8 protein-coding genes and 1 pseudogene are annotated in these 6,001 nt (G+C 66.6%); 4 read left to right on the top strand and 5 right to left on the bottom strand.

From position 1 onward, the window contains the following. Nucleotides 1–222: pseudogene (locus BRW65_RS32420) on the top strand (hypothetical protein); the annotation flags it as partial. 55 nt (nucleotides 223–277) lie between these two features. On the opposite strand, the gene BRW65_RS24110 reads toward BRW65_RS32420, so the two are convergent. Continuing rightward, nucleotides 278–1,174: a manganese catalase family protein gene (locus BRW65_RS24110; RefSeq protein ID WP_073878883.1), complete on the bottom strand. Its 897-nt coding sequence runs from the start codon at nucleotides 1,172–1,174 to the stop codon at nucleotides 278–280. Nucleotides 1,175–1,332: 158 nt separating this feature from the next. On the opposite strand from BRW65_RS24110, the gene BRW65_RS24105 reads away from it, so the two are divergent. Both BRW65_RS24105 and BRW65_RS24100 read left to right on the top strand, forming a co-directional pair. Beyond that, a complete protein-coding gene (locus BRW65_RS24105) occupies nucleotides 1,333–2,028 on the top strand; it encodes a GAF and ANTAR domain-containing protein (protein ID WP_073878881.1) in 696 nt (231 codons plus the stop codon). An 81-nt stretch (nucleotides 2,029–2,109) separates the two neighbouring features. Next, entirely contained in the window at nucleotides 2,110–3,405 is a 1,296-nt protein-coding gene (locus BRW65_RS24100) for an acyl-CoA dehydrogenase family protein (RefSeq protein ID WP_073878902.1), read from the top strand. A gap of 131 nt (nucleotides 3,406–3,536) precedes the next feature. Here BRW65_RS24100 and BRW65_RS24095 read toward each other — a convergent pair whose 3' ends face one another. Beyond that, nucleotides 3,537–3,992, bottom strand: a complete 456-nt coding sequence (locus tag BRW65_RS24095) for a MaoC family dehydratase (RefSeq protein WP_073878879.1) — start codon at nucleotides 3,990–3,992, stop codon at nucleotides 3,537–3,539. A gap of 164 nt (nucleotides 3,993–4,156) precedes the next feature. Here BRW65_RS24095 and BRW65_RS31860 point away from each other — a divergent pair, with 164 nt between their 5' ends. Further along, a complete protein-coding gene (locus BRW65_RS31860; RefSeq protein WP_167374086.1) occupies nucleotides 4,157–4,330 on the top strand; it encodes a hypothetical protein in 174 nt (57 codons plus the stop codon). A 50-nt stretch (nucleotides 4,331–4,380) separates the two neighbouring features. On the opposite strand, the gene BRW65_RS24090 is transcribed toward BRW65_RS31860, so the two are convergent. Genes BRW65_RS24090 through BRW65_RS24080 form a run of 3 tightly spaced genes read right to left on the bottom strand, consistent with a single transcriptional unit; the run spans nucleotide 4,381 to nucleotide 5,784 of the window. Beyond that, on the bottom strand, nucleotides 4,381–4,782 hold the full coding sequence (locus BRW65_RS24090) for a DUF302 domain-containing protein (RefSeq protein WP_073878877.1): 402 nt from the start codon (nucleotides 4,780–4,782) through the stop codon (nucleotides 4,381–4,383). Nucleotides 4,783–4,818: 36 nt separating this feature from the next. Next, the gene (locus BRW65_RS24085) at nucleotides 4,819–5,433 is read right to left on the bottom strand and encodes a DsbA family protein (protein WP_073878875.1); all 615 of its coding nucleotides are present in this window, start codon (nucleotides 5,431–5,433) and stop codon (nucleotides 4,819–4,821) included. Between the two features lie 30 nt (nucleotides 5,434–5,463). Continuing rightward, nucleotides 5,464–5,784 carry a metal-sensitive transcriptional regulator gene (locus BRW65_RS24080; RefSeq protein WP_073878873.1) on the bottom strand — a complete coding sequence of 107 codons (321 nt, stop codon included), beginning with the start codon at nucleotides 5,782–5,784 and terminating at the stop codon, nucleotides 5,464–5,466. Nucleotides 5,785–6,001: the final 217 nt, after the last annotated feature.

The raw sequence follows: 6,001 nt of genomic DNA, 5'->3' as shown, positions 1-6,001 counted from the left end.
GTCGAGGCAATCCGCACCGAAGGGGGCACTGCCATCGGTGTCACTGCCGACGTGGCCGACGACGGGCAGCTGACCGACGCCGTCCGCGAGATTGCGGCCCAGCACGGGGCGCCGCTAATCGTTCTGAAAACCATGGGACTGGCAGCTGCGGCGGTCGACCACGTCCGTGACGCGCTCACCGGACGCGCGGAGGACAACCCGCCGGACCCTCAGGTCAAGTAGCGAGAGACACAAAGGCCGGGCGCTGGGTCGTCAGCGCCCGGCCTCATCGTCCCAATTAACTTGTGGGCGTGTGCTGTTCGTGCGTGAACGGCTTCTCGGCCTTGATCGCGGGCGAACCCTGGGGGTTTTGCTGCGCACCCTGGTTCTGCCGGGTGCTACCAGCCAGCCACTGCTGTTCGGGCTTTTCGACGTACTCCCACTCCACGCCCTTCGGCCACGGCCCCTGGCCCTGGTTCCACGGGCCGCGGATCGATTCGCCGTTGCCGTTGGACATGTTGAACGCGACGTTCTGGAAGCGCGGGTCGCCCGGCAGCTGCCCTGGCGGGAAGTTCACCGGGAGCTCGTTCAGCGCCGCGGTGAACTGCTGGTAGTGCGCGACCTCGCGCGTCATGAGGAAATTGAGGGTGTCCTGCACACCGGGGTCGTCGGTGTACTGCTTGAGGTACTCGTACACGATCTTGGCGCGCGACTCGGCCGCGATGTTGTTGCGCAGGTCGACGGTCGGGTCGCCGTTGGCGTCGATGAAGGCGCCGGTCCAGTTGTTTCCCCCGGAGTCCTTGACGTCCGGCCCACCACCGCTGAGCACCAGGAACAGCGGGTTGACCGACACGGAGTGGATGATGCCGTCACGTCCGTCCCCGCTGGCCACCGCCGGCATCCAGTCGCACTTCTCGTGAGCGAGCTTCAAGTTGTCGTTGAGCCCGTCGAGCAACATCGTGATCATCGAGCCGACCATCTCGAGGTGACTCAGCTCCTCGGTCGCGATGTCCATGAACAGGTCGTACATCTTCGGGTTCTTCTGCCGCAGCACGAAGGCCTGGGTGAAGTACTGCAACGCGGCGGTGAGTTCCCCGTTGGCGCCGCCGAACTGGTCCATCAGCAACGTCGCGAACCGCGGGTCGGGCCGGTCGACCCGTACCTCGAATTGAAGATCTTTGTTATGAACGAACACTGGGTCTCCCTAGGCTTGTCGATGAGGTTATGGTGTCGCCGGATACCCGCGGCCTTTGCCGCCAAACGGCGGTGACAGCAACTCCCGGACCGCGTACCGCCGGGCGCTGAACGGTGCGCGGGTGAGGCGACCGGAGCCGTAGTGGACAATCCGGTCTCATGGAGTTATCGGACTCGAGTTCCCGGCACGAGCTGGCCGTGCGGATGGCCGAGCTGGCCCGCGACATCGCCGCGCCCCGCTCGCTGGGTGACCTTCTCACCGACGTGACCGCCGCCGCGGTGGAGCTGATACCGGCTGCGGACGTCGCCGGGGTTTTGCTGGTCAATGGGGGCGACTTCGAATCGGTCGCCGACACCGACGGCCTGGCCGCGGAGCTCGACAAGCTTCAGCACGAGTTCGGCGAGGGCCCCTGCCATGACGCCGCGCTCCAGCAGACGATCGTGCGCACCGACGACCTCCGCGACGAACCGCGCTGGCCCCAATACGCTCCGGCTGCGGTGAAATGCGGTGTGCTGAGCAGTCTTTCATTTAAGCTGTATACCGCCGATCGGACGGCCGGCGCGCTGAATCTGTTCAGCTTCCGGCCCGGCGTGTGGGACACCGAGGCCGAGACCATCGGCTCCGTGCTCGCCGCGCACGCCGCCTCGGCGATCATGGCCGGCCGCCACGGGCAGCAGATGCAATCGGCCCTGTCGACGCGCGACAGAATCGGGCAGGCCAAGGGCATCATCATGGAGCGCTACGGCGTGGACGAGCTGCGCGCGTTCGACCTGCTGCGCCGGCTGTCCCAGGAGAGTCAGGTCAAGCTCATCGACATCGCGCAGCGCGTCATCGATACCCGCGGCGACGACTGATCCGCCCCGCCCGCCATCTACGATTGGGTGGCTTCATCGACGAGTCCGGCGCGACGCCGCGCCGGGGAACGGGTGGTCACCGTGTGGGATTTCGAAACGGACCCGGAATACCAGGCCAAGCTCGACTGGGTCGAGAAGTTCATGGTCGACGTGCTCGAACCCCTCGACCTGGTGGCGCTCGACCCGTATGACAAGAAGAACGCCGAGATGATGTCGATCCTGCGGCCATTGCAGCAGCAGGTCAAGGATCAGGGGCTGTGGGCCGCACATCTGCGGCCGGAGCTCGGCGGCCAGGGCTTCGGCCAGGTCAAGCTCGCCCTGCTCAACGAGATCCTCGGCCGTTCCCGGTGGGCACCGTCGGTGTTCGGCTGCCAGGCGCCGGACTCGGGCAACGCCGAGATTCTGGCCATGTTCGGCACCGACGAACAGAAGGCGCGCTACCTGCAGCCGCTGCTCGACGGCGAGATCACCTCGTGCTATTCGATGACCGAGCCGCAGGGCGGTTCGGATCCGGGACAATTCGTCACCGCCGCGACCCGGGACGGCGGCTATTGGGTGATCAACGGCGAGAAGTGGTTCTCCACCAACGCAAAGCACGCGTCGTTCTTCATCGTCATGGCGGTCACCCACGCCGAAGCGCGCACCTACGACAAGATGTCGCTGTTCATCGTTCCGGCCGAGACACCCGGCATCGAGATCGTCCGCAACGTCGGCGTCGGCACCGAATCCTCGGGGCGTGCCAGCCACGGCTATGTCCGCTACACCGATGTCCGTGTCCCGGCCGATCACGTGCTGGGCGGCGAGGGCCAGGCGTTCATGATCGCGCAAACGCGACTCGGCGGCGGCCGCATCCACCACGCAATGCGCACAATCGCGTTGGCGCGCAGCGCCTTCGACATGATGTGCGAGCGGGCCGTATCCCGCAAGACGCGACACGGGCGGCTCTCCGACTTTCAGATGACTCAGGAGAAGATCGCCGACAGCTGGATCCAGATCGAACAGTTCCGGCTGCTGGTGCTGCGCACCGCGTGGCTGATCGACAAGCACCACGACTACCAGAAGGTGCGCCGCGACATCGCCGCGGTGAAGGTCGCGATGCCCCAGGTCCTGCACGACGTCGTGCAGCGGGCGATGCACCTGCACGGCGCCCTCGGGGTGTCCGACGAGATGCCGTTCGTCAAGATGATGGTCGCCGCGGAGTCGCTGGGCATCGCCGACGGCGCCACCGAACTCCACAAGATGACGGTGGCTCGCCGCACGTTGCGCGAATATCAGCCGGTGACAACGCCATTCCCGTCCGCGCACATCCCCACCCGGCGCGCGGAGGCGCAAGCCCGGCTGGCCGAGCGGCTCGAGCATTCCGTCGCGGAGTTCTGAGCGCCGCCCCCGCCGCCGCGGTGGCGCCCCTGGGCAGACCCCGCACCGCTCCCCCACGACACGTAAACCTCGGCGACGACACTCCGGAACGCGTCGCCGTAGGTTATGTCTGGCGGTGGCGCCGGCGACCGTCAGCTGATGTAGCGGACGATGCTTTCAGCCACGCACGCGGGTTTGGGTGCGCCCTCGATCTCGACGGTCGTCGACATGGTCGCCTGCACGGCGCCGTTCCCGACGTCGTCGACGCCGACCAACGATGTCTGCGCGCGCACTCGGGAGCCGACCGGCACCGGGGCCGGAAAACGAACCTTGTTGAGGCCGTAGTTGATTGCGAGCTTGACCCCGTTGACGGTGTAGATCTGGTGCTGCAGGCGCGGCAGCAGCGCCAGCGTCATGAAGCCGTGGGCGATCGTCCCGCCGAACGGCCCGGCGGCCGCGCGCTCCGGGTCCACGTGGATCCACTGGTGATCGCCAGTCGCGTCGGCGAACAGGTTGACGTCGTCTTGGGTGATCGTCACCCAGTCGCTGTGCCCGATCGTCTCGCCGGTAGCGGCCGCGAGATCGGCTACGGATTCGAAAGTGCGCATTGAGTTTCTCCTTGACCTCGGGTGGTAACAATAGCGCCGACACCACCTGGCGCTGCCACGCGGCCATCACGGCGAGGCGATACTCCCGCTACGACCCATCTCTGGTTTGGCGGCGCATCAGGGGGGAACCCGTCAGAGGTCACGAGCCCCCCGGAAGGAAACGAATGGCTGAGAACAAGGGCCGCAAAGCCGAGTCGGACGTGGAACCCGAAGCCCACGAGTCCCGGTCGCGCGAGGCGGCCGGAGAGGCCGACGGCTCCTATGTCGGAGCGGCCGGTTCCGACGACTCCTTCGACGCCGGGGAAACAGGGGCTGAAGCGCGGAGCCAGCAAGGCTGACCCCGCTGCGCCACAGGCTAATCAGAGCCGCGGGGCATCGCTATTCGAGGCTATTCGAGCGCGCCGATCGCGGCCTGCAGCTTGGCGGTGGCCTGGTCGGCCACCTCTTGCAACGCCCCCGGCTCGCCCGTCACCTTGACCATGAGTTGTGGATCCATCGCCTCGACGAGAACCGCATCGCCCGCACCCTCGGGGTCGGCTCGCACCACCACGTTGCACGGCAGTAACTGTCCGATCTGGCGGTGAATGCCCAGCGCGCGATGCGCCAGGGTCGGGTTGCACGCCCCCAGGATGAGGTAGTCCTCCATGTCCTCGCCGAGCTTTTGCTTCAGCGTGGCTTTGACGTCGATGGTGGTCAACACGCCGAAACCCTGCTCGGCGAGCGCTTCCGTCGTTCGCTTGACCGCGTCATCGAACGACGTGTGCAAAGTGGTGCTCAATCCCGATGTCATCTTTCCTCCTCTTGCAGTGCCGAACTGGCTGCAGGGCTAGGCCGCCGAGCGCGGACGCTGCAGCTGGACGAATTGGGGAACCGCGGCCAACGTGGCGACCGCGTCGAACAGTGCGACCGTCTCCTGAACCTCGGGTAGAGCGGTCAGAACCGGCCCGAAGAAGGCGTGCCCGTCGATCCGCAGAATCGGGCTGCCCCCGGTTTCGCCGAGCGCGTCCTGCCCCGCCTGGTGTCCCCGCCGTACCAGATCATCCAACGCCTCGTCGGCGACGACCGCGGCGGTGGTGTCGCGGACGCCCGCCGCGGACAGCATGTGGTCGATGAGCCCCTCACCGAGGGGTTCGGAGCGGTCGAAGTACCGCTCACCGAATGCGAAATACGCGGCGGTCCAGCCAGCGGCGCCGCGCTCCCGCGCGATGGCGGCCATCAGCCGGCCAACGTGTTGGGAGTCACGCATGCGGGCCTGCTGACGGGGTGGCATTTCGCGTCCCTCGTTGAGCACCGCCAAATTCATCAGCTGCCAATCGACCGTCACGCCGGTCTTCTCGGCGACCGCGCGCAGCCAACGCGCCGTGTTCCACGAAAACGGGCACACCGGGTCCAACCACAACGTCACCTCGGGCCCGGCTCGGCCACTGTCGGCGGGGTTCATCGCTCTTCGCCTTTCGTCCACGCCGGACCGTCAGGCCAGGCTCAGGAACAGTTTTTCCAGCTCGTCGATCGACACGGCCGGCCCGTCTGTGGGACTGCCCTCCGGCCGGGTGATGCAGTCGCGCAGGCCGGAGGCGATGATCTTGAAGCCGGCGCGATCCAGCGCCCGTGACACCGCGGCCAGCTGTGTGACGACGTCTCTACAACTGCGTCCCTGCTCGATCATCGCGATGACGCCACCGAGCTGACCCTGCGCTCGACGCAACCGGGTGAGGACAGCGTCCATGTCGCCCGGGTCATGCCTGACGACGTCGGCCTTGGGCGACGCACCGCCGCCAACTTCGTTTGCCATGCCTCCTTCATACCATACCCCGATGGGTATTGGCACCGTTCCGGCTATACCCCCTGGGGTATGATACCTTGAGGACGGATTGAGTCGTGGCTCGCAGTACCCGGCCACGCGATGGCGTGCCGGCGGGTCTGCCGGCACTCAAGCGCAGGCCAAACGGCCCTATCGGGTCCGGCGAGGCGGGCGTAATCCGTACCGAAGAGACCGAACGAAAGGAAAC

Source organism: Mycobacterium paraffinicum (assembly GCF_001907675.1).
Classification (GTDB): domain Bacteria; phylum Actinomycetota; class Actinomycetes; order Mycobacteriales; family Mycobacteriaceae; genus Mycobacterium; species Mycobacterium paraffinicum_A.
Note: the sequence above shows the minus strand (reverse complement) of the source record. Positions and strands in the feature narration are given on the sequence as shown.

Bases quoted from the DNA above. Each gene is read 5' to 3' on its own strand.
- BRW65_RS24105 (WP_073878881.1), top strand. From the start codon at position 1,333: ATGGAGTTATCGGACTCGAGTTCCCGGCACGAGCTGGCCGTGCGGATG.
- BRW65_RS24095 (WP_073878879.1), bottom strand. From the start codon at position 3,992: ATGCGCACTTTCGAATCCGTAGCCGATCTCGCGGCCGCTACCGGCGAG.
- BRW65_RS31860 (WP_167374086.1), top strand. From the start codon at position 4,157: ATGGCTGAGAACAAGGGCCGCAAAGCCGAGTCGGACGTGGAACCCGAA.
- BRW65_RS24090 (WP_073878877.1), bottom strand. From the start codon at position 4,782: ATGACATCGGGATTGAGCACCACTTTGCACACGTCGTTCGATGACGCG.
- BRW65_RS24085 (WP_073878875.1), bottom strand. From the start codon at position 5,433: ATGAACCCCGCCGACAGTGGCCGAGCCGGGCCCGAGGTGACGTTGTGG.
- BRW65_RS24080 (WP_073878873.1), bottom strand. From the start codon at position 5,784: ATGGCAAACGAAGTTGGCGGCGGTGCGTCGCCCAAGGCCGACGTCGTC.